Source organism: Serpentinimonas maccroryi (assembly GCF_000828915.1).
GTDB lineage: Bacteria > Pseudomonadota > Gammaproteobacteria > Burkholderiales > Burkholderiaceae_C > Serpentinimonas > Serpentinimonas maccroryi.
This window is the reverse complement of the sequence record NZ_AP014569.1, coordinates 478,783-505,518: the sequence shown is the minus strand read 5'-3', so window position 1 is coordinate 505,518 and position 26,736 is coordinate 478,783. Positions and strand designations below refer to the sequence as shown.

Genomic DNA, 26,736 nt, shown 5'->3' with positions numbered 1-26,736 from the left:
ATGGAAACTCATTTTGGACTGGCCTACGTCTGGCACCAAGGCGACTGGGTGATACGCGGCACCGCGCTCGCGCTGCTGGGCATGTCGATCGCCACTTGGGTGGTGATCGTGCTCAAGGCGCTGCACCTGCGCCAGCTGCGCGCGCGCGCGCAATTGCTCGAGAGCTTCTGGCACAGCAAAGACTTTGCCGAAGGCCTGAACAAACTCGGGCCCGACGGCCACAACCCCTTTTACCTGCTGGCGTTGCAGGGGCGCGAAGCCACCAGCCACATCCTGCACCTCGACGGCACACCCACGCGCCAGCTGCACGACAACCTCGACGTCAGCGACTGGGTCACGCGCTCGCTGCGCAACGCGCTCGACGACAGCAGCGCGCGCCTGCAATCCGGCTTGGCCATCTTGGCCTCGATCGGCTCGACCGCGCCCTACGTCGGGCTGTTTGGCACGGTGTGGAAGATCTACCACGCCTTGGTCGGCATCGGGGCGGGCGGCGGCGCCACCATCGACCAGGTCGCCGGGCCGATCGGGGCCGCGCTCATCATGACCGCGCTCGGGCTGGTGGTGGCGATCCCAGCCGTGCTGGGCTACAACGCCTTACTGCGCGGCAACAAAGCCATCCTGCACCGGCTCAACCGCTTCGCCCACGACCTGCACGCCTACTTCGTGACCGGGCACCGGGTGGCCTCGAACCGCCCCGGCGCGGCCGCCCCTTCATCCGCCCCTTCATCCGCTCCGGCAACCGCACCGGCCTGCCCGCACTGACCCAAGGCGCACGCACCATGGCCCCCCCATCCAACCTCGAGCCCGACCAAGGCGAACTGCACAGCGAGATCAACATGATCCCGCTCATCGACGTGATGCTGGTGCTGCTGATCGTGTTCATCGTCACGGTGCCGGTGATCACGCATTCGATCCAGGTGCAACTGCCCCACGCGGCTGCCACAGCCAGCGCGCCCGCGCCCGAGGCCGTGCGCCTGAGCGTCGATGCGCAGGGCGGCTTTCATTGGAACGATGCCGCCGTGCCCGACGCCGAACTGATGCCGCGCCTGCAAGCGCTGGCGCAGCAGGTGCCGCAACCGCCGCTGCACCTGCAAGGCGACGCCGCCGCCCGCCACGAGCGCGTGGCAATGGCCCTGGCCGCCGCCCAGCGCGCCGGCATCGAGCGGCTGGTGTTCGTGACCCAGCCCTGAAGCACTTGAAATTGAAGCCGATTGCCCCTTGCTGACCAAATCGTCTGGTCCTGATTGCTTGATCTGCAACGCCTGGTCCGGCTTGATGCGTCCGCACAGGTCGAGCGCTTCGCTACACTGTCGCATCCACAGGAGACCGACATGAGCACCAAACCTCGCCGCAACGCCGGCACCCCCCGCGCCTCTGCCACCGACGGCACCCCACGGGCGCGCCGCATCGCCGTCGTCGGGGCGGGCATGGCCGGCATCACCGCAGCGCGCACGCTGGCGCAAGCTGGCCACGAGGTGCTGCTGCTCGACAAACACCACAGCCCCGGTGGCCGCATGTCCACGCGCCTGACCGAGTTTGGTGGCTTCGACCACGGCGCCCAGTTTTTCACCGTCACCGACGAGCGCTTCAAGGCCGCGCTGGCGCTGCAGCCCGAGCTGATTGCTCAGTGGCGGGTGCCCACCGTGCGCGTGCTCGACACCCTGGGGCAGGCGCTGGCCAGTGCCAGCCCGGTCGAGAAAGCGCGCTGGGTGGGGGTGCGCGGCATGAACGAGTTGCTGCGCCAGTGGGCGCTGCCGCTGGCAAATGGCTCGCTCAACGCCAGCAGCCACTACCACGCCCAAGTGGTGGGCATAGAGCGCGACGCCCTGCACCCCAAGCAGTGGCAACTGCGCTGCGCCGGTGCCGCCGGCGCGCAACAGGTGATAGGCGGACTGGACCGCGTGCTGCTGGCGCTGCCGGCCCCGCAGGCGCAGGCGCTGCTGCGCGCCAGCGCACTGGCGCCTGCTTGGGTCACGGCGCTGGACGCAGTTCAAACCGCGCCCTGCTGGACGCTGATGCTGGCTTTTGCCCAAGCCGCCCCGGGCGGAGCCGAACCCTTTGGCCCGCCCTGGCACGCCGCCAGCAGCGACCACCACCGCATCCGCTGGGTGGCGCGCGAAAACAGCAAGCCCGGGCGCGCGGCGATCGAGCGCTGGACGGTGCAGGCCAGCCCACAGTGGTCCGCCGAGCACCTAGAGGACGACGCCGAACGCGTGAAAGCCAAGCTGCTCAAGGGCTTTGCCGAAGTCACCGGCATCCGCGCCGAGCCCACGCTGGCGCAGGTGCACCGCTGGCGCTACGCGCAGACGCAGCACGCGCTGGGGCAACCGTTTTTGTACGACGCCGCCGCTGGCTTGGGCCTGTGTGGCGACTGGTGCCTAGGGTACCGGGTTGAAAACGCCTTTGTCTCGGGGCTGGAGCTGGCCCTGGCTGCGGCTTGATCGGCACGGGCGCAACGACGGCGGCCCCAAGCGGCGGCTACCGCGGCCGCTTTGCGCCGACGCCCAGCGGGCCGCTGCACGCCGGTTCGCTGGTGGCGGCGCTGGCCAGCTGGCTCGACGCCCGCGCCCACGGCGGCACCTGGCTGCTGCGCCTCGAAGACGTGGACCGCCCGCGCTGCGTGCCCGGCGCCGACCGCCTGATCGTGCAGCAGCTTGCCACCTGCAGCCTGTTGCCCGACCAGCCCCCCACGTGGCAGAGCGCCCATGAGGCGCGCTATGCCGCTGCCTTGCAGCGCCTGCAGGCCCACGGCTGGGCCTACCCGTGCCGCTGCAGCCGCAAAGCCATCGACGCCGCCATTGCCGCCCTAGGGCTGCTGCGCCCGCTCCACGGCGAGCGCATCTACCCCGGCACGTGCCGGCCGCCGGGGCGTTTGGGGGCGGGCTCAGGCTCAGGCTCAGGCTCAGGCTCAGGCTCAGGCTCAGGCTCGAGGGCGGGGGCGGGGGCGGGGGCGGGTGTGGGTGTGGGTGTGGGCGCGCCAGCCTGGCGGCTCGACGTAGCCGCGGTGCAGCAAGCGCTGGCGCTGCCTAGCCCTACGCGTTGGCACGACCGGCGCTTGGGCGCGCAGCAGCAACTGGTGGCGCTCGAGGTGGGCGACTTCGTGCTCCAGCGCGCCGACGGCCTGTGGGCCTACCAGCTGGCCGTGGTGGCTGACGACGCCGCACAGGGCATCACGCACGTGGTGCGCGGCGCCGACTTGGCCGACAACACCGCGCGCCAGCTGCTGCTGCAAGCCGCACTCGGCATGCCCACGCCGCGCTACCTGCACACGCCGCTGGTGCTGGGCCCCGACGGCAGCAAGCTCTCGAAGCAAAACGGCGCCGCCGCGCTGGACTTGCACGCGCCCCTGGCCGCCCTCAACCAAGCCGCCGCCGTGCTCGAGCTGCACCCCAGCAACGGGCCCGTGCCCGAGGCGCTCGCGGCTTGGGTGGCGCAGTGGCGCCAGCGCTGGTGCGCCAGCGGCCAAGCCTAGGCACACAAGCCGTATCATCGGCCACCGGCAGCGCACGGCGCGCTGCACTCATAGACCCACACACGATGGCTGCCCCACCCGCCCCCCCAGAATTGGGCCTGCACAGCGCACCCGCCGCCCCCAACCCCGACGGCGACGCCGCCCCAGCGCCCGGCGCCGCGAGGGTGCCGCACCCCAAGACCATCAAGAGCTTCGTCAAACGCGGCGGGCGCACCACCACCGCCCAAGCCCAAGCCTTGGCCACCCTGGGGCCGCGCTGGCTGCTGCCGTTTGCACGCCAGCCGCTCGACGCCCGCGCCGTGTTTGGCCGCAGCGCGCCGCTGGTGCTCGAGATCGGTTTTGGCATGGGCGAGGCCACGGCGCACATCGCCGCCCTGCGCCCGCAGCACGATTTTCTCTGCTGCGAGGTGCACGAACCGGGCGTGGGCGCGCTGCTCAAGCGCATCGACGCGCTGGGTTTGAGCAATGTGCGCATCGTGCGCCACGACGCCGTCGAGGTGCTCGAGCACATGCTGGCGCCGGCGACGCTGGCCGGCGTGCACGTGTTTTTCCCCGACCCGTGGCACAAGCTGCGCCACCACAAACGGCGCCTGATCCAGCCGCCACTGGTGGCGCGCCTGGCGCAACGCCTGCAGCCCGGCGGCTACCTGCACTGCGCCACCGACTGGCAGCCCTACGCCGAGCAGATGCTGCAGGTGCTGGGGGCCGAGCCGCTGCTGGTCAACACTGCCGCTGGTGCTGGTGGTGCTGGTGGTGCAAATGCTGCTGTTGTTGCTGGTGACGCTGTCACTGCAAACGCCACCGCTAAATCCGGCTCGGGCTCGGGTCTAGGCCAAGGCGGCTACGCCCCCAAACCCGACTATCGCCCCCTGACCAAGTTCGAGCAGCGCGGTCTGCGCCTGGGCCACGGCGTGTGGGATTTGGTGTTTGTGCGCCGCTGAGGCTGCCCCCATGACCGCCCCCCAAAGCGCCTTTGACCCCCGCTGGCTGGCCGGGCTCGACACCTTGGCCGAGCAAGCCACCGGCCTGTCGGAGCCCAATCCGCGCGTGGCCTGCCGCATCATCGCCCCCGACGGCCGCGCCTTTGAGGGCCACACCCAGCGCGCCGGCGGGCCGCACGCCGAAATCGTGGCCTTGCGCGCAGCGGCGGCGGCCGGGGCCGATCTGCGCGGCGGCAGCGCCGTGGTCACGCTCGAGCCCTGCAGCCACCACGGCCGCACCCCGCCGTGCTGCGACGCGCTCATCGAGGTCGGGCTGGCGCGGGTGCTGGTGGCGTTGCGCGACCCCAACCCGCTGGTGAGCGGGCGCGGCATCGAGCGCCTGCGCGCGGCCGGCATCACCGTCGAGCTGCTGCCGCCCGAGCACCCGCTGGCCGCCGCCACGCGCGCCCTGAACGTGGGTTTTTTGAGCCGCATGGAGCGCGGCCGGCCGTGGGTGCGGCTCAAGATCGCGGCCTCGCTCGACGGCATCACGGCGCTGGCCAACGGCGCCAGCCAATGGATCACCGGCACGGCGGCGCGCCGCGACGGCCACCTCTGGCGCAAGCGCGCCGGTGCCGTGCTCAGCGGCAGCGGCACCGTGCTCGCCGACGACCCGCGCCTCGACGTGCGCCTGGTGCCCACCGAGGTGCAACCGGTGCGCGTGCTGCTCGACTCGCAGTTGCGCGTGCCGGCAGCGGCGCGCGTGTTGCAACCGCCGGGCCAAGTCTGGGTCTATCACACCCCGGCCCAGCCGGCAGACGCCGCCGCCCTGCGCGCGCGCCGCGCTGCCCTCGAGGCCACAGGGGCCCGCGTGCAGGAAATCGCCGCCACCCCCGACCGCCCCCCCCGCACTCGCCCGCGCATCGACCTAGCGGCGCTGCTGCTCGACCTCGCCGCGCGCGAGATCAACGAGCTGCACGTAGAAGCCGGGCAGCGCCTCAACGGCGCTTGGCTGCAAGCCGGCTTGGCCGACGAATTGCTGCTCTATCTGGCGCCCACGCTGCTGGGCCAAGGCGGCGCGGGCTTGGCCCAAATCGGCCCCCTGAGCGCGCTCACCCAAGGCGTGGCGCTGGCCTACACCGAGGTCAGCCCGCTGGGGCCCGACCTGCGCATCCGCGCCCAGGTGCTGGCGCCACAAGCTCCAGCGCCGCAGCCACCGCCCCCAACCGCCTAGGCGCTACTGCACCGCGTCGGTTTGGGCTATCCATCCCCCAACCGCAGCGCGGCTACGCCTTGTGCACAATCTGCGCTCAACACACGCAAGCCCCATGGCCCACCGCCCCAAAAACCCCGCCATCGCGCTGCGCGCCGGCGTGGCGCCCAGCTGCTTGGCGCTGCCGCAGATGCGCTGCCCGCCTTGGCTGACGCTGCTCGACCACCTGTGCCAGCGCTTGCCGCGCATCGGCCGCGCCCAGTGGCAGCAGCGCTTGGCCGACGGCCTGGTGTGCGCCGAAGACGGCCGCCCACTGGCGCCAGACAGCCCCTACCTGGGCGGAGCGCGCATCTACTATTGGCGCGACCTGCCCGAGGAACGCGGGATTCCATTTGAGGCCACCGTGCTGCACCAGTGCGCGCACCTGGTGGTGGCCGACAAGCCGCATTTTTTGCCCGTGACGCCCGGCGGGCGCTACGTGCAGCAGACCTTGCTGGTGCGGCTCAAGCAGGCGCTGGGCCTGCCCGACCTGAGCCCGCTGCACCGGATCGACCGCGAAACCGCCGGGCTGGTGCTGTTTGCCGTGCGCGCCAGCGACCGCGACGCCTACCAGCGCCTGTTTCGGCAGCGCCAAGTGGACAAGGTCTATGAAGCCATCGCCCCGGCAGCGCCGCAGTTGCCGTGGCCGATCGTGCGCCGCAGCCACATCCTCGAGCGCGAGCATGCCTTTTACAAAATGCGCGAAGCCAGCGCCGCCGAAGCCCTGCCGCCCAACAGCGAAACCCGCATCGAACCGATCGAGCAGCGCGGGCCGTGGGCGCGCTACCGCTTGCAACCGCTGAGCGGGCGTCGCCACCAGTTGCGCGTGCACATGCTGGGGCTGGGCCTACCGATCGTCGGTGACCAGTTCTACCCCGAGGTGCGGCGCCAGCCCGACGAGGCCGAAGACTACGCCGAACCGCTGCGCTTGCTGGCGCGCACGCTGGCCTTCACCGACCCCTTAAGCGGCCAGCCGCGCCAATTCCAAAGCCAGCGCAACCTCGATTGGCCGGCAGACTGATCTAGCTGGTGCGCGAGGATCGCGAGGGACGTGCGGGGCAAGCGCCGCAACGCCTGCACACTGCACTGAGCCCCCCTCAAACCCGCTCGCGCACCCAGCCCGCCACGCTGGCCAGCGCCTGCGGCACGGCGGCGGCGTCGGTGCCGCCGGCCATGGCCAGATCGGGCTTGCCGCCGCCTTTGCCGCCCACCTGCTGCGCGACGAAGTTCACCAGTTCACCGGCCTTGAGGCGCGCCATGCAGTCGGGCGTGACGCCAGCGGCCAGCTGCACCTTGCCGCCCTCGACGGCGGCGAGCACGATCACGGCGCTGCCTAGGCGGGCCTTGAGCCGGTCCAGCGTCTCGCGCAGCGCTTTGGCGTCGGCCCCTTGCAGGCTGGCCGCCAGCACCTTGACCGCGCCCACCTGCACGGCCTGCGCCAGCAGCTCGTCGCCCTGCGCGGCCGCCAGCTTGCCCTTGAGTGCGGCCAGCTCTTTTTCCAGCGCCCGCACCTGCTCGAGCACGGTGTGCAGACGCGGCAGCAGCTCGGCCACCGGGGCCTTGAGCGCCTCGGCCGCTGCGCCCGCTTGGGCCTCAAGCTGTTGCAGATAGGCCAGCGCGTGCGCGCCGGTCACGGCCTCGATGCGCCGCACCCCGGCCGCCACCCCGCCTTCCGCGACGATCTTGAACAGCCCGATGTCGCCGGTGGCGCGCACGTGGGTGCCGCCGCACAGTTCGCGGCTGCTGCCGATGTCGAGCACGCGCACGGTTTCGCCGTATTTTTCGCCAAACAGCATCAGCGCGCCCGACTGCTGGGCGCGTTCGAGGTCCATCAGCCGCGCCTCGGTGGGCTGGTTGGCCAGAATCTGCGCGTTCACCTGCGCTTCGATGGCCACGCATTCGGCTGGCGTGAGCGGTGCGTGGTGGGCAAAGTCGAAGCGCGTGCGCTCGGGCGTGACCAGCGAGCCCTTTTGCTGCACGTGCGCCCCCAGCACCTCGCGCAGCGCCAGGTGCAGCAGGTGGGTGGCGCTGTGGTGGCGCGCGATCGCGGCGCGTCGGTCCCCGTCCACCTCGGCCAGCACGTGATCGCCCACGGCCAGCGTGCCCGCTTCCAGTTGCCCGTGGTGGCCGTACACGTCGGCCTTGATTTTTTGCGTATCGGCCACGGCAAAGTGGGCCGAACCGCTGTGCAGGCGACCGCTGTCGCCCACTTGGCCGCCGGATTCGGCATAAAACGGCGTGGCCTCGAGCACCACCACCCCGGCCTGCCCGTGCTTGAGCTCGGCCACCGGCACCCCGTCGCGGTACAGCGCCAGCACCTTGGCGCTGGCCTGCAAGGCGCCGTAGCCGACGAACTCGTTGCCGCTGCCCGCGTAGTCGAGCCCGCGCTCCATTTTGAACTTGCCGGCCGCGCGCGCCTGGGTTTTCTGGCGCTCCATGGCGGCGTGAAAGCCGGCTTCGTCCACCCGCAAACCGCGCTCGCGGCAGACATCGCACGTGAGGTCGAGCGGGAAACCGTAGGTGTCGTGCAGCTTGAACGCGACTTCGCCCGACAGCACCGCCTGCCCCGAAGCCGCCAGCTCGGTGAAGGCGCGCTCCAGCATCTCCATGCCGTTTTCCAGCGTTTCGTAAAAGCGCTCCTCCTCGATCTGCAACAGCCCGGCGATGCGCGCCGCACTGGCCGCCAGATGCGGATAGGCGCCCCCCATCTGCGCCACCAGTTCGTCCACCAGCCGGTGCAAAAATGGCAGCTTGCAATCGAGCTTGTAGCCGTGGCGGATGGCGCGCCGGATGATGCGCCGCAGCACGTAGCCGCGGCCTTCGTTGGCCGGCAGCACGCCGTCGGCGATCAGGAAGGCGCTGGCGCGCAGGTGGTCGGCAATCACGCGCAGCGAGGGGCTGCTGGCGTCGGCGCAGCCGGTGACGCGCGCCGCCGCGCCGATCAGGGCCTGAAACAAATCGATCTCGTAGTTGCTGTGCACGTGTTGCAACACCGCCGCCAGCCGCTCCAGCCCCATGCCGGTATCGACGCAGGGCGCGGGCAGCGGCTTGAGCGTGCCGTCGGGCTGCATGTCGAACTGCATGAACACGTGGTTCCAGATTTCGATGTAGCGGTCGCCGTCGGCCTCGGGGCTGCCGGGGGGGCCGCCTGCCACTTCGGGGCCATGGTCGTAAAAGATCTCGGAACACGGGCCGCAGGGGCCGGTGTCGGCCATCATCCAGAAGTTGTCCGACTGGTATTTGGCGCCCTTGTTGTCGCCGATGCGCACCACGCGCTCAGGTGGCAGGCCGATCTCTTGCGTCCAGATCTCGTAGGCTTCGTCGTCGTCGATATAGACCGTGGCCCACAGCCGCTCCGGCGGCAGGCCATAGACCTCGGTCAGCAGTTCCCAGCCCCAGCGCAGCGATTCGCGCTTGAAGTAGTCGCCAAAGCTCCAGTTGCCCAGCATCTCGAAAAAGGTGTGGTGGCGCGCGGTGTAGCCCACGTTTTCGAGGTCGTTGTGCTTGCCGCCGGCGCGCAGGCAGGCCTGCACCGAGGCCGCGCGCACGTAGGGGCGGCGGTCGGTGCCCAAAAACACGTCCTTGAACTGCACCATGCCCGAGTTGGTGAACATCAGCGTCGGGTCGTTGCCCGGCACCAGCGGGCTCGAGGGCACCACGCTGTGGCCGCGCTGGGCAAAGTAGTCCAAAAAGGTCTGGCGGATCGCGGCCACGCTGGCCACGGGCAGGTTGAGGGTGCTGGAGGTCATGGTCGGGCTCGGTTAAACCACAGATTTTATTCGCCACCGCGGGCTGATGCTGATTTTTCAGCTGGCGCTGGCGGCCCCAACAGCCACCCCTAACCTGCCCCTCTAGGCTATGCTTGCCCCCATGCGCATCAACCTGATCTACGCCCGCGCCGCCAATGGCGTTATCGGCCTGCACAACCGCCTGCCCTGGCACCTGCCCGAAGACCTGGCGCACTTCAAGCGCCACACCTTGGGCTGCCCGGTGCTCATGGGCCGCGCCACTTGGGATGGCCTGCCGCCGCGCTTTCGGCCCCTGCCTGGGCGGCTCAATCTGGTGCTGACGCGCGATGCGCTGCGCGCCGCCGCCTTGCGCGCCGAAGGCGCCCAGCCCTGCACCAGCCTAGAGGACGCGCTGGCCCACTGCGCCGCCCTCGAGCCCGCGCCGCCCGAGCTGTGGGTGATCGGCGGCGCGCAGATCTATGCCCAGGCCCTGCCCCTGGCGCAGCGTGTGTTGGCCACCGAGATCGACGCCGACTTTGAGGGCGACGCCCATGCCCCGCCACTGGGCCCGCAGTGGCGCGAATGCGCGCGCGAGCCGCACACCAGCACCAGCGGGCTGCGTTTTGCCTTTGTCACCTACTGCAACTCGAGTGCCAGCGCGGCAGCCGGGCAGTCGGCATCGGTGCAATCGCAGATTTGCACATGAGAACGGCCACAACCTCTGGCTAGAGTTGCCCGCTTGTGTCCCTGGGCGTCCCTGAACGCCCCCAAACGCCCAGCACGGTGGTGGCGCAGCGCTGGGCGGCGCCTTGGCCCTGCTGCCACAAGGCGGCGCAGCCGCTTTGTGCGGCGCGGTGGGCACTGGCGTCGTGCAGCAGTTGGGCGCTGGCGTGCAGGGCGGCGGCCATGTCGGGCACGCGCTGGGCGGCGCCGAGCTGCTCGGCCTGGGCGGCGGCATCATGAAAGTTGTAGGTGTGCGGCCCCATGACGATGGGGCAGCCGCAGGCCGCAGCTTCGATCAGGTTTTGCCCGCCCAGCGGCAAAAAACTGCCCCCCAGCCAAGCCAGATCGGCCAGCGTGTAGTAAGCCTGCATCTCGCCCAAGCTGTCGCCGAGCCAGACTTGGGCCGCGCGGGCCTCAGGCGGCAGATCGGTGCCTTGCTGCCACTGGCTGCGGCGCCAGACGCGCAGGCCGGCTTCGTGCAGCAGCGCGGCCACGGCGTCGAAACGCTGCGGATGGCGCGGCACCAGCAGCCAGAGCGCATCGGGGGGGAGATTTGGGGGGCCTTGCTCCGGCTCCAGCTCCTGTCGCTGCGCCTCGCGCAGGGCCTGCAGCCACAGCGCTTCTTCGCCGGCGCGGCTGCTGGCGAGCATGAGCACGCGCCGCCCGCCCAGGGCCTGCTTCCATTGGCGCCCGCGCTCGATCAGCGCGGCGTCGGTTTGCAGGTCGAACTTGAGGTTTCCCATGACCTGCACCGCAGCGGCCCCGGCCTGGCGCAGGCGCTGCGCGTCGGCCTCGGATTGCGCCAGCACCGCGCTCAAGCCCGCGTAAGCGGGGCGCAGCAGCACGCGCAGCCGCTGGGCACCACGGGCCGAGCGCGGGCTCAGGCGCGCATTGACCAGCAGCAGCGGCACGCCCTGAGCGCGGCAACCTTGCACCCAGTGCGGCCAGACTTCGGTCTCGATCAGCAGCCCCACGGCGGGCTTGAAATGCGCCAGAAAACGCGCCACCGCAGTGGGCGTGTCCCACGGCTGCCAGACTTGCAGGTCGCCGGGGCGCAGCAGCTGCGCCCCTTGGGCGCGCCCGGTGGCGGTGCCGTGGGTGAGCAGCAGGCGCAGCCCCGGCATCTGGGCGCGCAGCTCGGCCAGCAGCAGCGCCGCGGCGTGCGTTTCGCCCAGCGACACCGCGTGCACCCAGAGCCAGCCGCTCGAGGGCACCAGACCGGGGTAGCGGCCCAGGCGCTGCTCGACGTGCTCCAGATAGCCCGGCTCGGCCCGGCCACGCCAGCGCAGCTTGAGACGCACCAAAGGCCACAGCAGCCGCTGCAGCAGGCCGTAGAGCGCGAGCGCCACGCGCTCCCAGCGGCTCAGGGTTTGGGGTGGCGCATCAGCCGCATCAGCCGCAGACGCAGCCGGGGGTATCGCCGGCGCCGGGGCGGGCTTGGGCGCAGGCTGGGGCGCGGCCTCAGGCACCATCGAACAGGGACTGATAGACACGGCCTATGCCCGCCGCCTCTTGCTCGAGGCTAAAAGCCGACGCCACCCGCGCCCGCGCCGCCTCGCCCAAGCGCAGCGCCGCTTGCGGGTCTTGCAGCACCTGGCGCACCGCCTGCGCCAGGCCTTCGGCGTCGTCGGTGCCCACCAGGTAGCCGTTGACGCCCGGCTGCACCAGCTCCTCGAAGGCGCCGGTGCGCGAGCACACCAGCGCGCAGCCGGTGGCCGCGGCTTCGAAGGGGGTGAGGCCAAAGGGCTCGTAGCGCGGGCAGGCCACGCACAGCAGGCAGCGCTGGTACCAGCGGTGCACCTCGCCGGCCGGCACCTCGCCCAAAAAAACGATGCGCTGCTCGAGCCCGGCGGCGGCGATCTGGGCCTGCAAGCCGCGCTGGTAGTCTTGGTGCTGCGGCTGCGCCAGCCCGGCGATCACCGCCGTGACCTCGGGCAGATGCGGCAGCGCGGCGATCATGGCTTGCACAAACACGTCGGTGCCTTTGTCGGGCCGCACGCGGCCAAACACGCCCACGCCGTAGCGCCCGGGCAAGCCGCTGTCGGCCCAAGCGTTGAGCTTGTCGGGCGGCGGCACAAAGCGCGCCAGGTCGATGCCGTGCGCCACCACGGCGCTGGTGTTGGGCACGAAGCTGGCGGCCTTGGGGGTGGTGGCAATCACCGCGTCCATGCGGCTGATGAGCCAGCGCGGAAACCAGCCGTGCCGGTGCTGCGCCGCCGAGGTGAACACGAGCTTGATCGGCAGCCGCAACACGTCGCGCGCCCACAGACCGGCCAGCATCTCGGGGTCGCGGCGCACGTGCCAGATGCGAAAGCGCCGCCCCGGCGCCGGCCGGCGCGAGAGCGCGATCGCCTGCTTGAGGCTCAGGCCCGGCACACCGTTGGACAGCGGCGTGCCGCAATAGGCCAGCGGCCACTGGTGCAACTGCAGCGGCACCAGCGCGTTCACCGTGGCCGACACGCCGGTGTAGCGCTGCTTGAGGTTGAAGACGATGACCTCGGGGTCGGGGCTGGGGCTGGCCATGTTCAGTGCGCGGCAGCGCCCACGTGGGCCTCGGGTTTGACGCGGCGCAGCAGCGCCAGCAGCTCGGCTTCGATGCGTGCCAGCGCCGCCGCCGTTTGGCCCTCGAAGCGCAGCACCAGCACCGGCGTGGTGTTGGAGGCGCGGATGAGGCCAAAGCCGTCGGGCCAATCGACGCGCAGGCCGTCGATGGTGTTGACTTGGGCCGGGGCGGCAAAGTCGGCCAGCGCCTGCAGCTCGGCCACCAGCCGGTGCGGCTCGCCTTCGGCGCAGGCCACGTTGAGCTCGGGCGTGGCAAAGCTGTTGGGCAGGGCCTCGAGCACCGCGGCGGCGTTGGCTGCGCGGCTCAGGATTTCGAGCAGGCGCGCGCCGGCGTAGCTGCCGTCGTCAAAGCCGAACCAGCGCTCTTTGAAAAAGATGTGGCCGCTCATTTCGCCGCCAAGGGGCGCATCCAGTTCGCGCATTTTGGCCTTGATGAGCGAGTGCCCGGTTTTGTACATCAGGGCCACACCGCCGGCGGCGCGGATGGCCGGTGCCAGCCGCTGGCTGCATTTGACGTCGAAGACGATGGTGCCGCCGGGCACGCGCGCGAGCACGTCTTGGGCAAAAAGCAGCATCTGCCGGTCGGGGTAGATGTTTTGCCCGCTCGGGGTGACGATGCCGAGCCGATCCCCGTCGCCGTCGAAAGCCAAGCCCAGTTCGGCGCCGCTGCGCTGCACGGCCGCGATCAGGTCGCGCAGGTTCTCGGGCTTGGACGGGTCCGGGTGGTGGTTCGGGAACTCGCCATCGACCTCGCTGTACAGTTCGATCACCTCGCAGCCTAGGGCGCGAAACAACCCCGGCGCGCTGGCCCCGGCCACACCGTTGCCACTGTCGATGACGATCTTGAGTGGCCGCGCCAGCTGCACGTCGGCGACGATGCGCGCCACGTAGTCGGGCAGCACGTCGATGCGCTCGAGCTTGCCCTCGGGCTCCGCTGCCGCTTCCGGCGCGAGTGCCGCCATCGCCAAGCGCAGCGCCTGAATCTCGTCGCCGTAGATCGCGCGCCCGGCCAGCACCATCTTGAAGCCGTTGTGCTGCTTGGGGTTGTGGCTGCCCGTGACCTGGATGCCGCTGTGGCAACGCGTGTGCGCGGCGTAGTAAAGCATGGGCGTGGTGGACAGGCCGATGTCGAGCACCGCCACCCCGGCCTGGCGCAGGCCCTCGATCAGCGCCGCCGCCAGCGCCGGGCTGCTCAGGCGGCCATCGCGCCCCACGGCCACGGTGCGCTCACCCAGCGCCAGCGCCCGCGCCCCAAAAGCGCGCCCCAGCGCGTGCGCAAAAGCCGGGTTCAGCGCCTCGGGCACCACGCCACGGATGTCGTAGGCCTTGAAGGCGCTGGCCGGGAATGGGGATGCGCGGCTCATGCCTCAACCCTCGCGGCTGGCGCGCTTGCGCTCGTGCTCTTTGAGGTGGCGCTTGCGCAGCCGGATGCTCTTGGGCGTGATCTCGACCAGCTCGTCGTCTTCGATGAACTCGACCCCGTACTCGAGCGTGAGCTCGATCGGCGGCGTGATCTTGATCGCGTCTTCCTTGCCGCTGACGCGGAAGTTGGTGAGCTGCTTGGTGCGCGTGGCGTTGACGATCAGGTCGTTGTCGCGGCTGTGGATGCCCACGATCATGCCCTCATAGACCGGGTCGTTGGGGCGCACGAACATGCGCCCACGGTCGTCGAGCTTGCCCAGCGCGTAGGTGAAAATCTCGCCATCGTCCATGCTGATGAGCACGCCGTTTTTGCGGCTGGCGATCTCGCCCTTGTGCGGCTCGTAGCCGTCGAAAATGTTGCTGATCAGGCCCGAACCGCGCGTGAGGTTCAAAAACTCATTCGAAAAACCGATCAACCCGCGCGCCGGAATGCGGTATTCGAGCCGCACACGCCCACGGCCGTCGGGCTCCATGTTCACCAGATCGCCCTTGCGCTCGCCCAGCGCCTGCATCACGCCGCCCTGGTGCTGCTCCTCGATGTCGGCGGTGACCAGCTCGATCGGCTCGTGGCGCTCGCCGCCCACCTCGCGAAACACCACGCGCGGCTTGCTCACCGCCAGCTCGTAGCCCTCGCGCCGCATGTTCTCGAGCAGGATGGTCAGGTGCAGCTCGCCGCGGCCCGAGACTTCAAAAATCCCGTCTTCCGAGGTTTCGCGCACGCGCAGCGCGACGTTGGACTGCAGCTCTTTTTGCAGCCGGTCCCAAATCTGGCGGCTGGTGACGAACTTGCCCTCGCGCCCGGCCAGCGGGCTGGTGTTGACGCAAAAGTTCATGGTCAGCGTGGGCTCATCGACCTTGAGCATGGGCAGCGGGCGCGGGTCGGCCGGGTCGGTCACGGTGACGCCGATGCCGATGCTCTCTAGGCCGTTGATGAGCACGATGTGGCCCGGCCCGGCTTCGGCGGTTTGCACCCGGTCCAGCCCCTGAAAGGTCAGCACCTGGTTGACGCGGCCCTTGGCCGGCTTGCCCTCGGGGCCTTCGCACACCAGCACGTCCATGCCGGGGCGGATGCGGCCGGCGCTGATGCGCCCGACGCCGATGCGCCCGACGAAGCTGGAGTAGTCGAGCGCCGAAATCTGCAGCTGCAGCGGCGCCTCGGGGTCGCCCTGGTGCGCCGGCACGTGCTGCAGCACGGTGTCGAACAGCGCCGACATATCGGGGCCCCACTGCTGCCCCGGCTCGCCTTCGGTGAGCGATGACCAGCCGTTGATGCCGCTGGCATAGACGATGGGGAAGTCGAGCTGCTCGTCGTTGGCACCGAGCTTGTCGAACAGGTCGAAGGCGGCGTTGACCACCTTGTCGCAGTTGGCGCCGGGTTTGTCCACTTTGTTGACCACCACGATCGGGCGCAGGCCCAGCGCCAGCGCTTTTTTGGTGACGAAGCGGGTCTGGGGCATCGGGCCTTCTTGGGCGTCGATGAGCAGCAGCACGCCATCGACCATCGACAGCGCGCGCTCGACTTCGCCGCCAAAGTCGGCGTGGCCGGGGGTGTCCACGATGTTGATGTGGGTGCCCTTCCAGCTCACGGCGCAGTTTTTGGCCAAGATGGTGATGCCGCGCTCGCGCTCGATGGCGTTGCTGTCCATCACCGTGTCCACGACTTTTTCGTGCTCGGCAAAGGTGCCGCTCTGGCGCAGCAGTTGGTCGACCATGGTGGTTTTGCCGTGGTCGACGTGGGCGATGATGGCGATGTTGCGTATCGGAGTGCTCATGACTGGGTTTGCAGGGTGATTTGTTGGATTTCGATCGGGCTCAACAGCCGCCCGGGGATGAGTTCGCCGCCCACGATGTGGGCGCTGCCCAGCAAGGCGCCGGGTTGCGGGCCAGCTGCGGCAGACGCTGCAGGCTCGGTAGAAGCAGCAGACGCTGCATACACGGCCACGCGCTCGCTGTCGGGCCAGGTGCCGCGACGCCGCAAGCCGGTGAGGAAGCGGGCTGCATTGTCGTCGTCGAGCGTGACGCGCTCGTGACCGGCCAGCAGCGCATCCACCGGCAGCAGGGCGCGCAGGCGTTCGACCTCGGGCAGTGCTTCGAGCTGCTCGAGCGTGAGGCTGCGCTCCAGACCCAGACTGCCGCTGCGCAGGCGGCGCAAGGCGCTCAAGTGGGCGCCACAGCCCAGCGCGGCGCCGATGTCCTCGGCCAGGCTGCGGATGTAGGTGCCCTTGCTGCAGTGCACGCGCAGGCGCAGCGCCGGCTCGGGGCCCTCGAGCGCTAGTGCGAGCAGCTCCAGCACGTGGATGCTGACCCGGCGTGGCGCGCGCTCCACCTCCAGCCCGGCGCGTGCGTATTCGTACAGGGCCCGGCCCTGGTGCTTGAGCGCGCTGTGCATGGGCGGCAACTGCTCGATCGCGCCACTAAAGCGCGCCAGCACCTGCTGCACCTGCTCGGGGCTGCAAGCCACCGGGCGGCGCTCGAGCACTTCGCCTTCGGCGTCGCCGCCGTGGGTGCGCACACCCAGGCGCAAGGTGGCCTCATAGACCTTGTCGGCGTCGAGCTGCAGTTGGCTGAACTTGGTCGCCGCACCAAAGCACAGCGGCAGCAGCCCGGTGGCCAGCGGGTCCAGGGTGCCGGTGTGGCCGGCTTTGTCGGCGCGCAGCAGCCACTTGGCGCGTTGCAGCGCCTGGTTGCTGCTGACGCCCAGCGCCTTGTCGAGCAGCAGCAGGCCGTGCACCGGGCGGCGCTGAAGGCGCTGGCGCGGTGGTGCCGCTGCACTCGCAGCGCGGTCTGGCACGGCACCGCCCCCCTGGGCGGCGTCGGCACCCAAGGTGAACCCGACGGCGCTCAATTTAGTCGCTTTCTTTGGAACGCGAAGCCACGGCCTGCGCGATCAAGGCGTTCATGTCGGCGGCGCGCTCGGGGGTGCGGTCGAAGACAAAATGCAGCGTCGGCACGGTGTGGATGTGCAGGCGCTTGAACAAGCCGCTGCGCAAAAAGCCGGCAGCTTGGTTCAACGCCTCAAACGCGAGCTGGGGGTCGCCCGTGAGCACGCTGAAATAGACCTTGGCGTGGGCGTAGTCGGGCGTGAGCTCAATCGCTTGCAGCGTCACCAGCCCCACGCGCGGGTCTTTGAGCTCGCGCGCAATGAGCTCGCTCAGGTCGCGCTGAATCTGATCGGCGACCTTGAAGCTGCGGTTGGAGGGGGCTTTTTTGCTCGGCATGGTGGGCAGGCGCGCTGATCAGATTGCGCTGATCAAAGTGTACGCGCCACTTCCTTGATCTCAAACAACTCGAGGAGGTCGCCTTCCTTGATGTCATTGTAGTTTTTGAGCTTGATGCCGCACTCGAAGCCTTCTTTGACCTCGCGCACGTCGTCTTTCATGCGCTTGAGCGATTCGAGCTCGCCGGTGTAGATCACCACGTTGTCGCGCAGCAAGCGGAAGTGCGCGTTGCGCGTGACGCGGCCTTCGGTGACCATACAGCCGGCCACGGTGCCGATCTTGGAGGCCACAAACACGGTGCGAATCTGCGCCGCGCCGATCACCTCTTCGCGCTTCTCGGGCGCCAGCATGCCCGACATCGCCGCTTTGATCTCATCGACCGCGTCGTAGATGATGTTGTAGTAGTGCAGATCGACGTCGTTGGATTCGGCCAGCTTGCGCGCCCCGATGTCGGCGCGCACGTTGAAGCCGATCACGATCGCTTTGGAGGCGATCGCCAGGTTGACGTCGCTCTCGCTGATGCCACCCACGCCCGCATAGACCAGCTGCACCCGAATCTCGTCGGTCGAGAGTTTGAGCAGCGAGGTGGTGAGCGCCTCTTGCGAGCCCTGCACGTCGGACTTGACGATGATCGGCAGGGTCTGGACTTCGCCGGCTTGCATGTCGGCAAACATGTTTTCGAGCTTGGCGGCTTGCTGCTTGGCCAGCTTGGTGGAGCGGAATTTGCCGGCGCGGTAGGTGGCGATTTCACGTGCCCGGCGCTCGTCGGCCAGCACCATGAACTCGTCGCCCGCCCGGGGCACTTCGGACAAGCCCTGGATTTCGACCGGGATCGACGGTCCGGCCTCTTTGGCCGCGCGGCCGTTTTCATCGAGCATGGCGCGCACCCGGCCCGAAGTCTGGCCCGCCAGCACCACGTCGCCCACCTTGAGCGTGCCCGATTGCACCAGCACCGTGGCCACGGCACCGCGGCCTTTGTCGAGCCGGGCTTCGATCACCAGCCCCTTGGCGTTGGCTCCGACCGGGGCCTTGAGCTCGAGCACCTCGGCTTGCAGCAGCACCTGCTCGAGCAGCGCGTCGATGCCCAGACCGGTTTTGGACGACACCGGCACAAACGGCGATTCGCCGCCGAACTCTTCGGGCACCACCTGCTCGGCGATCAGTTCGGCGCGCACGCGCTCGAAGTTGGCGTCGGGTTTGTCGGCCTTGGTCAGCGCGACCACGATCGGCACATTGGCCGCCTTGGCGTGCTTGATGGCTTCTTTGGTCTGCGGCATCACGCCGTCGTCGGCGGCGCAGACCAGAATCACCACGTCGGTGGCTTGGGCGCCACGGGCGCGCATGGCGGTAAAGGCTTCGTGGCCCGGGGTGTCGAGGAAGGTGACCATGCCGCGCGGCGTCTCGACGTGGTAGGCGCCGATGTGCTGCGTGATGCCGCCGGCCTCGCCCGCCGCGACCTTGGTGCGGCGGATGTAGTCGAGCAGCGAGGTCTTGCCGTGATCGACGTGGCCCATGACCGTGACCACCGGCGCGCGCGGCAGGAATTCGGCGCTTTGCAGCGCGGTTTCTTCTTCGGTGAAGGCCTCGGGGTCGTCGAGCGCTGCGGCCACCGCTTGGTGCCCGAGTTCTTCGACCACGATCATCGCCGTGTCTTGGTCCAGCGACTGGTTGATGGTCACCATCTGCCCCAGCTTCATCAACTGCTTGATGACCTCGGACGATTTGAGCGCCATTTTGTGCGCCAGCTCGGCCACGGTGATGGTCTCGGGCACGTGCACCTCGAGCACCTTGGCTTCAGACTGGGCCGGCTCGTAACCGTGCGAGCGCTCGTCGCGGCCACCGCGGCCACCACGGCCCCCTTTGGCGTTGGAGCGCCATGCGGTGCCGCTGGAACGCACGGCGCTGGTGTTGCTACCTCGGCCTTTGACTTCTTTTTTCTTGGCCGCTTCGTCTTTCCAAGTGGACGACAAGGCTTCGGATTTGACTTCTTTCTTGCCCGCCCCGGCAGCCGCAGTACCCGGCGCGGCCGGTTTGGCGGCACCGGCTTTGGCCGGTGCTGGTGTGCCGGCCGGTTTGTGCAAGGTGCCCTTGATTCCGGGCTTGGCCTCGGCCACGGGGGCCGGCTTGGGCTCTTCGGGTTTTTTGGCCAGCAGCACCTTTTTGGGGGCGGCCATCATGTCGCGGATCGCCTGCGCCTCGGCCAGCGCCTTGCGCCGGCGCTCATCGAGGTCGCTCGCGCGTTGATCGTCGGCCAGCCGCTGCGCCGACTGGCGCTGCGCCAACTCGGCGGCTTGTTGCGCGGCCTGCTCGGCTGCCTGCTGGACAGCTTGCGCAGCGGCCTGCTGCGCTGCAGCGGCCTGCTCGGCCACCGCCGCGCCGGGCTGGTTGGCTGCAGACACAGCCGCCGCTTCGGTCGGCACGGGCTTGGACAGCTTGACCGAGCGCTGGCGGCTTTGCTGCACCTCCATGTCGGCGCGGGCGCGCTGCTGCACCAACTGCTGCTGGCGCTCTTGGTCGAGGGTGGCAGAGCGCTCTTGCGTCTCGCGCGCCTCGCGCTCCTCGCTTTGTTGCCGCGCTTGGCGCTGCTGCGCCAGCTCTTCTTCTTGGAGCCGAATCTGCTCGGCCTGCTGGCGCGCTTGCTCTTCGCGCCGCTCGAGCTCGGCCTGCTGCGCTTGCTGCGCGCGGGCTTCGGCGGCCTCGGCTTCGGCGGCGGCTGCAACAGCGGCGGCCTCGGCGGCTGCGACCGCGCCCTCGGCAGAGCCAGGGCCGGCGAGCGGCTCGTCGTCGCGGCGCACGAAGGTGCGTTTTTTACGCACCTCGACCTGGATCGTGCGCGCGCGCCCGGAGGCATCGGCCTGCTTGATCTCGCTGGTCGATTTTTTGGTGAGGGTGATTTTGTTGCGCTCGGTGCTGGCCGTGCCGTGGCTGGCCTGCAAAAAGCTCAGCAGCCGTTGCTTGTCGGACTCTGCCAACGCATCGCTGCCGGACAGCTTGCGCACCCCGGCCGCAGCCAACTGCTCCAGCACGACGTGGGTGGGCCGGTTCAATTCAGCGGCAAATTCTGCGACGGTGTTGCTTGACATGTGTACGATTCTCCGTGTCGCCGCTCGGTTCAGGACTGCGAGGGTTGCGAGGATTGCTCGGGGGCCTGATCGGCGGCAAACCAGTGTTGGCGCGCGCGCAGGATCAGCGCGGTCGCTTCGTCGGCACTGAGCCCGGTGATTTCGATCAATTCGTCGCTGGCCAGATCGGCCAGTTCGTCGAGGGTGTGGACGCCGGCTGCGGCCAATTGGGCCAACAACTCGGCGTTGAGGCCCTCGAGGTCGCGCAGTTCGCGCACCGCGTCTTCCACGCTCTCTTCTTTGGCGATGGCCAGCGTGAGCAAAGCCGCCTTGGCGCGGGCGCGGAGTTCGGTCACGGTGTCTTCGTCGAAGGCCTCGATCTCCAGCATCTCTTGCAGCGGCACGTAGGCCACTTCTTCGAGGCTGGTAAAGCCTTCGCCGATCAGGATGTCGGCCATCTCTTGATCGACGTCGAGCTTGCTCATGAACAGCGTGCGGATGGCGTCGGTCTCTTGCGCCTGCTTGGCCGACGATTCGTCGGCGGTCATGATGTTGATCTTCCAGCCCGTCAGGTCGGCGGCCAAGCGCACGTTCTGGCCACCGCGGCCGATGGCGATCGCCAGGTTTTCCTCATCGACCACCACGTCCATGGCGTGGCGCTCTTCATCGACGACGATCGACTGCACGTTGGCCGGCGCCAGCGCGCCGATCACAAACTGCGCCGGGTCTTCGCTCCAGAGCACGATATCGACGCGCTCACCGGCCAGCTCGTTGGTCACGGCGTTGACGCGCGAGCCGCGCATACCGACGCAGGTGCCGATCGGGTCGATGCGCTTGTCGTAGGATTTGACGGCGATCTTGGCGCGCGAACCGGGGTCGCGGGCGCAGGATTTGATCTCGAGCAAGCCCTGTTCGATCTCGGGCACCTCTTGGCGAAAGAGCTCGATCATGAACTCGGGGGCGGCGCGCGACAGCAGGATCGGGGCGCCGCGCAGGCTCAAGTCCACTTCCATGATCATGGCGCGCACGCGGTCGGCGCTGCGCAGGTTTTCTTTGGGGATCATTTCGGAGCGCTTGAGCCGCCCCTCGACGCGCCCGCTCTCCACGATCAGGTCGCCTTTGTCAAGCCGCTTGACGGAGCCGACAAAGATCTTGTCGCCGCGGCTCATGAAGTCGTTGAGCAGCATCTCGCGCTCGGCGTCGCGGATGCGCTGCAAGATCACCTGCTTGGCGGCCATGGCGCCGATGCGCCCGATCGGCACCGATTCGATCGGCACCTCGATGTACTCGCCCACTTGGATACCGGGGTGTTCGTCGGCCACATCGGAGAGCATCTCTTCGGCGTCTGGGTTTTGCAGGCCGGCTTCGTCGGGCACCACCAGCCAGCGGCGGTAGGTGTCGTAGGCGCCGGTGTCGGGGTTGACGCTGACGCGGATGTCCACCTCACCCTTGTAGAACTTTTTGGTGGCCGAGGCCAGCGCGAACTCGACCGCGCTCAGGACCACGCTGCGTTCGACGTTTTTTTCGCGTGAAATGGCGTCGATGAGCATCAACATTTCGCGGTTCATTTGGGGTCTGCCTTTCCAGTATGGCTGCCACCTGCTTCGGCGGTGGGTGCGGCCGGCGCGGTTGCGCTGCGGCCCTTGAAGTTGACGATCGGTGCCAGCCGCGCCTCGCGCAGCTCGGACAACTCGAAACCAAGCACCTGCAACGGCAGGGGCTGGGATTTTTTGCTCGGGCGTTGGCCCGGTTTGCGCACCGGCTCATCGCGCCAGACGATCTGCCAGTGGCTGACGGGGGCGGCGCCGGGCTCGGGGGCGGATTCGGGGGGGGATTCGGGCGCAGCCTCGGGAGCCGTTGCGCGCTCGAGCGTGCCACGGAATTTCTTGCGGTTGGCGGCCACGGCCACCCCACCCGCAGCCACCGCCGCGCCGATGGGTTGCTTGAGCGTGACATCGATCACCGAACCCACAAAGCGCTCAAAATCGGCGGCGTGGCGCAGCGGCCGATCGATGCCGGGCGAACCCACTTCGAGCCGCTTGTAGTCCACCGCCTCGACTTCGAGCAGCAGCTGCAACTGGCGCGTCACGCGCTCGCAGTCTTCCACCGTGATCGCGCGCTCCGGGCTGCTGGCCGCAACCCACGGCCAGTCGATGGTGACGCGCAACAGCCCGCCGGCGGATCGTTCCAGATCCACCAGATCGAAACCCATCCCAATGACGGTCTGCTCTACGGTGTGCTGCCAGCTCATGCGTTTCAGGTGTGCCCCAGCTGCCACAAGGCGGCTGGATAGCGAGGTTGCCAAAAAATTGCGGTAAAAGCTTCGGAGGCCTTTGTTGCGGTGGTCTTTGTTGCGCTGCCTTGCGGCTTGCGACCGAGCCAAAAAAAAAGGGCCGGTAAAAACCCGCCCAATCGGTCGTGAAGCCTTGCATTGTAGCACCCGAGGCTGGCCAAAGCAAATATTTTTGTGCATCCTGCCTGCAACGGCGCTGGTGGGCCTTACAATTCGAGGCTTAGTCGGAGCGTAGCGCAGCCTGGTAGCGCATCTGCTTTGGGAGCAGAGGGTCGCGAGTTCGAATCCCGCCGCTCCGACCATTCTTTGATGGAAAACGCCGCCCGGTGCATGCGCTGGGCGGGTTTTTTTATGCGGTCACCTGCGCCACCGCCCTCATTGCTGCGGCGCCACGCTGCGGCGCCACACGGTTTGGCCTTTGCTGGCCCGGTCCAGCTCGAGCAGCAAGGCCTCGTGGGCTTGCAGTTCGAGCTTATTGGCGCGCAGCAATGGCAGCGCCAGATGGGCCGCCCAATCGTGGGCCGCTGCGGCGTCGGCCTGTGCGCCGGACGCAGCTGCGCCTGCCGCGTGGCTGCTGCCGTTCGGGTGGCCGCTCTGGCTACCGTGCGCGCTGCCCTTCTGGCTGCCATTTTGGCCACCGTTCACGCCCGCAGCCGCAGCGCTGCCCATAGGGCTGCCCATAGGGCTGCCCGCGGCGCCTAGGTCGAGCTCCATCAGCAGCGAATCTTGGCCGCGCGTGAGGCAGATGTACACATCGGCCAGCAGCTCGGCGTCGAGCAGCGCGCCGTGCAGCTTGCGGCCCGAGTTGTCCACCCCGAGCCGCTCGCACAGGGCATCGAGCCCGTTGCGCTTGCCGGGGTAAATCTCCTTGGCCATGAGCAGGGTGTCGATCACGCCGCCGGCCAGCTGGCGCGTGGGGCCGTGGCCTAGGCGCTGCCATTCGGCGTCGAGAAAGCCAAGGTCGAAGGGGGCGTTGTGGATGATCAGCTCGGCCCCGGCGAGGTAGTCGAGCAGATCGGCGGCCACTTCGGCAAATTTGGGTTTATCGGCCAAAAAATCAAGCGTCAGGCCGTGCACGCGCTGCGCTTCGGCGTGGATCTCGCACTCGGGGTTGAGGTAGTAGTGGCGGTTGTTGCCGCTGGGCTTGCGCCCCAGCAGCTCGATGCAGCCGATTTCGATGATGCGGTCGCCGTTGGCGGGCGACAGCCCAGTGGTCTCGGTGTCGAGGACGATTTGGCGCATGGCGGCTTCAGTGGTTTTCGCGCGCGTGGTTGATGGTGTAGCGCGGGATTTCCACCGTCAAGTCTTGGCGCCCGAGCCGCACCTGGCAGCTCAGGCGCGACTGCGGTTGCAGCCCCCAGGCTTTGTCGAGCAGGTCTTCTTCTTCTTCGCTGGCGGGCTCGAGGGTGGCAAAGCCCTGGCGCACGATCACGTGGCAGGTGGTGCAGGCGCAGCTCATGTCACAGGCGTGCTCTATAGCCACGCCGTGGTCGAGCAAGGCTTCGCACAGGGTGCTGCCGCTCAGGCCCTCGATCTGGCGCCCTTCGGGGCAGAGTTCGGGGTGTGGCAAAACGGTGAGGGTCGGCATGGCGAGCGGGGTGGCCTTAAAACGGGTCGAGGTTCAGAACTGGTCGATATTTTGCCCGGCCAGCGCGGTGGCGATGCTGCGGTTCATGCGCCGGGCAGCAAATTCTTCGCAGCCTTGGGCCAGCGCCTCGGTGGCGTCGTCAAGCGCGGCGGCATCGTCTAGCAACCGGATTCGGGCCTGCGCCTGCAACAAGGCCTCGATGGCGGCGCGCTCCTCGGGCTGCAGCAGCGCGCCGTCGGCGGCCAGCGCGCTGCGGGTGGCGGCGGCCATGCGATCGGCCTCCACCTGCGCCTGGCGCAAGGCGCGCGCGCGCATGTCTTGCTCGGCGCTGGCGTTGCCCTCTTGCAGCATGGCGGCGATTTGTTCGTCGCTCAGGCCATACGAGGGTTTGACCTCGATGTGCGCCTCGACGCCGCTGCTTTGCTCGCGCGCGCTCACGCTCAGCAGCCCGTCGGCGTCGAGGTGGAAGGTGACGCGGATGCGCGCCGCCCCGGCCACCATGGGCGGGATGCCGCGCAGCTCGAAGCGCGCCAGGCTGCGGCAGTCTTGCACCAGGTCGCGTTCGCCTTGCAGCACGTGCAGCGCCAGCGCGGTCTGGCCGTCTTGGTAGGTGGTGAAGTCTTGCGCCAGCGCCGCCGGCAGCGGCGTGTTGCGCGGCACGATGCGCTCGACCAGCCCGCCCATGGTCTCGAGGCCGAGCGAGAGCGGCGTCACGTCGAGCAGCAGCCAGCCCTCGCCGCTGTCCGGGTTGCCAGCCAGTTGCTGCGCTTGCAGGGCTGCGCCCAGGGCCACAACCTCGTCGGGGTTGAGATCGGTGAGCGGGGCGCGGCCAAAATACGTGGCCACGGCTTGGCGCAGCGCCGGCATGCGCGTAGCCCCCCCCACCAGCACCACGCCTTGCACCTGCTCGGGCGTGACGCGCGCATCGCGCAGCACGCGCCGCAAGGCGGCCACGGTGCGCTCGGTGAGCGCGGTGGTGGCGGCGTCGAACTCGGCGCGGCTCACCGGGCACTGCAGCGCCTGCCCGTGCAGGGTGGCGGCAAAAGGCAAGGTCTGGGCCGCATCGTCCAGATTGCACAGCGCTTCTTTGAGGCGCCGCGCCTCGGCCAGCAGCGCCGCGCGCTCGGCCAGCGGCAGCTCGCTGGCGTGGCCGCGGTGGCCGCAGCGCAGCAGCAAGGCGTCGGCAAAGGCGCGGTCGTAGTCGTCGCCGCCCAGGGCCGAGTCGCCGCCGGTGGCCAACACCTCGAACACGCCACGGCTCAGGCGCAGCAGCGACACATCGAAGGTGCCGCCACCGAGGTCAAACACCGCGTACAGCCCCTCGGCCGCTTGGTCGAGCCCGTAAGCCAGCGCCGCAGCGGTGGGTTCGTTGAGCAGCCGCAGCACCTTGAGCCCGGCCAGTTGCGCGGCGTCTTTGGTCGCTTGGCGCTGGGCGTCGTCAAAATAGGCCGGTACGGTGATCACGGCGCCGTAGAGCTCGGCGTCGAAGCTGTCTTCGGCGCGCTGGCGCAAGGTGGCCAAAATCTCGGCGCTCACCTCGACCGGGCTGATGTCGCCGGCCACGGTGCGCACCGCCGCCATGCCCGCGCCATCGACCACGGTGTAGGGCAGGCGCTCCAGCACGCCGCTGGCTTGCAGGTCGGCGCGGGTGCGGCCCATCAGGCGCTTGACCGAGCTGATGGTGTTGGCTGGGTCTTGCGTCTGCGCCTGCAGCGCCTCCCAGCCGATCTGGCGGCTCGGGCTCCGGTGGGGCGCAGCGGCGGGCAGAAAGCGCAGCACGCTGGGCAGAAACACCCGGCCTTGGGCATCGGGCAGGCAGACGCTGTGGCCATGGCGCAGCGCCGCCACCAGCGAGTGCGTGGTGCCTAGGTCAATGCCCACGGCGATGCGCCGCTGGTGCGGGTCCGGCGCTTGACCGGGCTCGGAGATTTGCAACAAAGCCATAAATGGGGTTCAGTAACGGTCTAGGCGCTCGTGCAATTGTTGCTCGAAGCGCTCGATGAACAGCAGCGCGCGCACCTGCTGCGCGGCGGCGCGGGCGTCGTGCTGCACGTCGATGGCGGTTTGCAGGGCCGCCAGCCGCTGCGCCCGCTCGGCCTCGAGTTCGGCTTGCAGCGGGCTCAGGTCAGCGGCGCTGCCGGCTTCGGCCAAGGCCTCGCGCCATTGCATCTGCTGCACCAAGAAAGTGGCCGGCATGGCGGTGTTGTCGTGCGCACCCACGCTCTGCCCCTGCAACTCGCACCAGTAGGCGCCACGCTTGAGCGGGTCTTTGAGGCGCTGGTAGGCTTCGTTGATGCGCACCGACCACTGCAAGGCCAGCCGCTGCGCCGCCGCGCCTTGGGCGGCGTGGCGATCTGGGTGCGCTAGGCGCTGCAACTGCTTCCAGCGCTGCTCGAGCGCGGCGCGGTCGAGCGCAAAACCCGGCGGCAAGGCAAACAGGGTGTAGTCGTCGGCGCGCAGGCTGATCTCGTCGCCCAGCGCTGCCGCGCCAGAGGC

22 protein-coding genes and 1 tRNA gene are annotated in these 26,736 nt (G+C 69.0%); 9 read left to right on the top strand and 14 right to left on the bottom strand.

Going from position 1 to position 26,736, the window contains the following annotated elements:
* The 7 genes from SMCB_RS02260 to SMCB_RS02230 all read left to right on the top strand — a co-directional run bounded on the left by SMCB_RS02260 (nt 1) and on the right by SMCB_RS02230 (nt 6,665).
* Nucleotides 1-762, top strand: a complete 762-nt coding sequence (locus SMCB_RS02260) for a MotA/TolQ/ExbB proton channel family protein (protein ID WP_045534748.1) — start codon at nt 1-3, stop codon at nt 760-762.
* Nucleotides 763-779: 17 nt separating this feature from the next.
* Nucleotides 780-1,190 (top strand): ExbD/TolR family protein, encoded by a 411-nt coding sequence (locus SMCB_RS02255; protein ID WP_045534746.1) that lies wholly within the window; start codon nt 780-782, stop codon nt 1,188-1,190.
* Between the two features lie 141 nt (nt 1,191-1,331).
* On the top strand, nt 1,332-2,441 hold the full coding sequence (locus SMCB_RS02250) for an NAD(P)/FAD-dependent oxidoreductase (RefSeq protein WP_045534744.1): 1,110 nt from the start codon (nt 1,332-1,334) through the stop codon (nt 2,439-2,441).
* Nucleotides 2,438-3,472 (top strand): glutamyl-Q tRNA(Asp) synthetase, encoded by a 1,035-nt coding sequence (locus SMCB_RS02245; RefSeq protein WP_231851223.1) that lies wholly within the window; start codon nt 2,438-2,440, stop codon nt 3,470-3,472. The genes SMCB_RS02250 and SMCB_RS02245 overlap by 4 nt, the downstream gene beginning before the upstream one ends.
* Nucleotides 3,473-3,537: 65 nt before the next feature.
* The gene (trmB, locus tag SMCB_RS02240) at nt 3,538-4,413 is read left to right on the top strand and encodes a tRNA (guanosine(46)-N7)-methyltransferase TrmB (RefSeq protein ID WP_082027176.1); all 876 of its coding nucleotides are present in this window, start codon (nt 3,538-3,540) and stop codon (nt 4,411-4,413) included.
* A gap of 10 nt (nt 4,414-4,423) precedes the next feature.
* On the top strand, nt 4,424-5,626 hold the full coding sequence (gene ribD / locus SMCB_RS02235) for a bifunctional diaminohydroxyphosphoribosylaminopyrimidine deaminase/5-amino-6-(5-phosphoribosylamino)uracil reductase RibD (RefSeq protein ID WP_045534742.1): 1,203 nt from the start codon (nt 4,424-4,426) through the stop codon (nt 5,624-5,626).
* 94 nt (nt 5,627-5,720) lie between these two features.
* Nucleotides 5,721-6,665 carry a pseudouridine synthase gene (locus SMCB_RS02230; RefSeq protein ID WP_045534740.1) on the top strand — a complete coding sequence of 315 codons (945 nt, stop codon included), beginning with the start codon at nt 5,721-5,723 and terminating at the stop codon, nt 6,663-6,665.
* A 76-nt stretch (nt 6,666-6,741) separates the two neighbouring features.
* On the opposite strand, the gene alaS is transcribed toward SMCB_RS02230, so the two are convergent.
* Nucleotides 6,742-9,393, bottom strand: a complete 2,652-nt coding sequence (alaS, locus tag SMCB_RS02225; protein ID WP_045534738.1) for an alanine--tRNA ligase — start codon at nt 9,391-9,393, stop codon at nt 6,742-6,744.
* A gap of 121 nt (nt 9,394-9,514) precedes the next feature.
* Between alaS and SMCB_RS02220 the strand changes: the two genes are divergently transcribed.
* The gene (locus SMCB_RS02220) at nt 9,515-10,078 is read left to right on the top strand and encodes a dihydrofolate reductase (protein ID WP_045534736.1); all 564 of its coding nucleotides are present in this window, start codon (nt 9,515-9,517) and stop codon (nt 10,076-10,078) included.
* 19 nt (nt 10,079-10,097) lie between these two features.
* Here the strand turns inward: SMCB_RS02220 and SMCB_RS02215 are convergent, their stop codons facing one another.
* The 9 genes from SMCB_RS02215 to SMCB_RS02175 are packed head-to-tail and all read right to left on the bottom strand — an operon-like array spanning nt 10,098 to nt 22,610.
* The gene (locus SMCB_RS02215) at nt 10,098-11,588 is read right to left on the bottom strand and encodes a 3-deoxy-D-manno-octulosonic acid transferase (RefSeq protein WP_231851222.1); all 1,491 of its coding nucleotides are present in this window, start codon (nt 11,586-11,588) and stop codon (nt 10,098-10,100) included.
* Complete coding sequence (locus tag SMCB_RS02210) at nt 11,557-12,618, bottom strand: glycosyltransferase family 4 protein (protein ID WP_045534735.1); 1,062 nt, start codon at nt 12,616-12,618, stop codon at nt 11,557-11,559. The genes SMCB_RS02215 and SMCB_RS02210 overlap by 32 nt, the downstream gene beginning before the upstream one ends.
* 2 nt (nt 12,619-12,620) lie before the next feature.
* Nucleotides 12,621-14,021: a phosphomannomutase/phosphoglucomutase gene (locus tag SMCB_RS02205; protein ID WP_045534733.1), complete on the bottom strand. Its 1,401-nt coding sequence runs from the start codon at nt 14,019-14,021 to the stop codon at nt 12,621-12,623.
* A gap of 3 nt (nt 14,022-14,024) precedes the next feature.
* The gene (typA, locus tag SMCB_RS02200; protein WP_045534732.1) at nt 14,025-15,851 is read right to left on the bottom strand and encodes a translational GTPase TypA; all 1,827 of its coding nucleotides are present in this window, start codon (nt 15,849-15,851) and stop codon (nt 14,025-14,027) included.
* Nucleotides 15,848-16,870 (bottom strand): tRNA pseudouridine(55) synthase TruB, encoded by a 1,023-nt coding sequence (gene truB, locus SMCB_RS02195; RefSeq protein ID WP_045537428.1) that lies wholly within the window; start codon nt 16,868-16,870, stop codon nt 15,848-15,850. The genes typA and truB overlap by 4 nt, the downstream gene beginning before the upstream one ends.
* A 55-nt stretch (nt 16,871-16,925) precedes the next feature.
* Entirely contained in the window at nt 16,926-17,297 is a 372-nt protein-coding gene (gene rbfA / locus SMCB_RS02190; protein ID WP_045534730.1) for a 30S ribosome-binding factor RbfA, read from the bottom strand.
* Between the two features lie 32 nt (nt 17,298-17,329).
* On the bottom strand, nt 17,330-20,380 hold the full coding sequence (gene infB, locus SMCB_RS02185) for a translation initiation factor IF-2 (RefSeq protein WP_045534728.1): 3,051 nt from the start codon (nt 20,378-20,380) through the stop codon (nt 17,330-17,332).
* A 29-nt stretch (nt 20,381-20,409) separates the two neighbouring features.
* The gene (nusA, locus tag SMCB_RS02180) at nt 20,410-21,927 is read right to left on the bottom strand and encodes a transcription termination factor NusA (RefSeq protein WP_045534726.1); all 1,518 of its coding nucleotides are present in this window, start codon (nt 21,925-21,927) and stop codon (nt 20,410-20,412) included.
* Nucleotides 21,924-22,610, bottom strand: a complete 687-nt coding sequence (locus tag SMCB_RS02175; RefSeq protein ID WP_045537426.1) for an LSm family protein — start codon at nt 22,608-22,610, stop codon at nt 21,924-21,926. The genes nusA and SMCB_RS02175 overlap by 4 nt, the downstream gene beginning before the upstream one ends.
* Before the next feature lie 267 nt (nt 22,611-22,877).
* Here SMCB_RS02175 and SMCB_RS02170 point away from each other — a divergent pair.
* Nucleotides 22,878-22,954, top strand: a tRNA-Pro gene (locus SMCB_RS02170).
* 73 nt (nt 22,955-23,027) lie between these two features.
* On the opposite strand, the gene dnaQ is transcribed toward SMCB_RS02170, so the two are convergent.
* Genes dnaQ through hscB form a run of 4 tightly spaced genes read right to left on the bottom strand, consistent with a single transcriptional unit; the run spans nt 23,028 to nt 26,706 of the window.
* A complete protein-coding gene (gene dnaQ, locus SMCB_RS02165; protein WP_045534724.1) occupies nt 23,028-23,894 on the bottom strand; it encodes a DNA polymerase III subunit epsilon in 867 nt (288 codons plus the stop codon).
* Nucleotides 23,895-23,901: 7 nt separating this feature from the next.
* A complete protein-coding gene (fdx, locus tag SMCB_RS02160; protein ID WP_045534722.1) occupies nt 23,902-24,240 on the bottom strand; it encodes an ISC system 2Fe-2S type ferredoxin in 339 nt (112 codons plus the stop codon).
* Nucleotides 24,241-24,273: 33 nt separating this feature from the next.
* Nucleotides 24,274-26,184: a Fe-S protein assembly chaperone HscA gene (gene hscA / locus SMCB_RS02155; RefSeq protein WP_045534720.1), complete on the bottom strand. Its 1,911-nt coding sequence runs from the start codon at nt 26,182-26,184 to the stop codon at nt 24,274-24,276.
* A 9-nt stretch (nt 26,185-26,193) separates the two neighbouring features.
* A complete protein-coding gene (gene hscB / locus SMCB_RS02150) occupies nt 26,194-26,706 on the bottom strand; it encodes a Fe-S protein assembly co-chaperone HscB (RefSeq protein ID WP_045537424.1) in 513 nt (170 codons plus the stop codon).
* Nucleotides 26,707-26,736: the final 30 nt, after the last annotated feature.